Here is a 273-nt window from a genome sequence, read left to right as displayed (position 1 = left end):
CCGGCGTTTCCATAGCTCGCGCTGGGCTCTATGAAGGTGCTTAAAGCGTTCAGCCAGGTCATCACCGTTCTTCACCGTCAAAGTCACCAAAAAAGGCCTCAGAGCCGTTTTCTCGGCTCGGATGACCTCCCACCTAGCCAAGTAGGCTTTCATCGACTTAGCGCCCCGTCTAATGGCACACAGAGGGCAAAGCAGGTGCTTCATGCAGAAGCTGGCCGCATGCAGCCTCACAGCGTCGATGGTGAAGTAGTGCCGGAACAGCAGGTAGTCACC

1 protein-coding gene is annotated in these 273 nt (G+C 56.4%); it reads right to left on the bottom strand.

Annotated elements, in window-relative coordinates; all coding sequences use genetic code 11:
• Positions 1-231 (bottom strand): protein rep (locus tag ABG80_RS22515; RefSeq protein WP_268760941.1); only part of this gene is annotated, 231 nt, incomplete at its 3' end.
• Between the last annotated feature and the right edge of the window lie 42 nt (positions 232-273).

This window comes from Aquabacterium parvum (assembly GCF_001447195.1).
Classification (GTDB): domain Bacteria; phylum Pseudomonadota; class Gammaproteobacteria; order Burkholderiales; family Burkholderiaceae_C; genus Aquabacterium; species Aquabacterium parvum.
The sequence above is the reverse complement of the archived record's forward strand: the minus strand, read 5'-3'. Positions and strand labels throughout refer to the sequence as shown.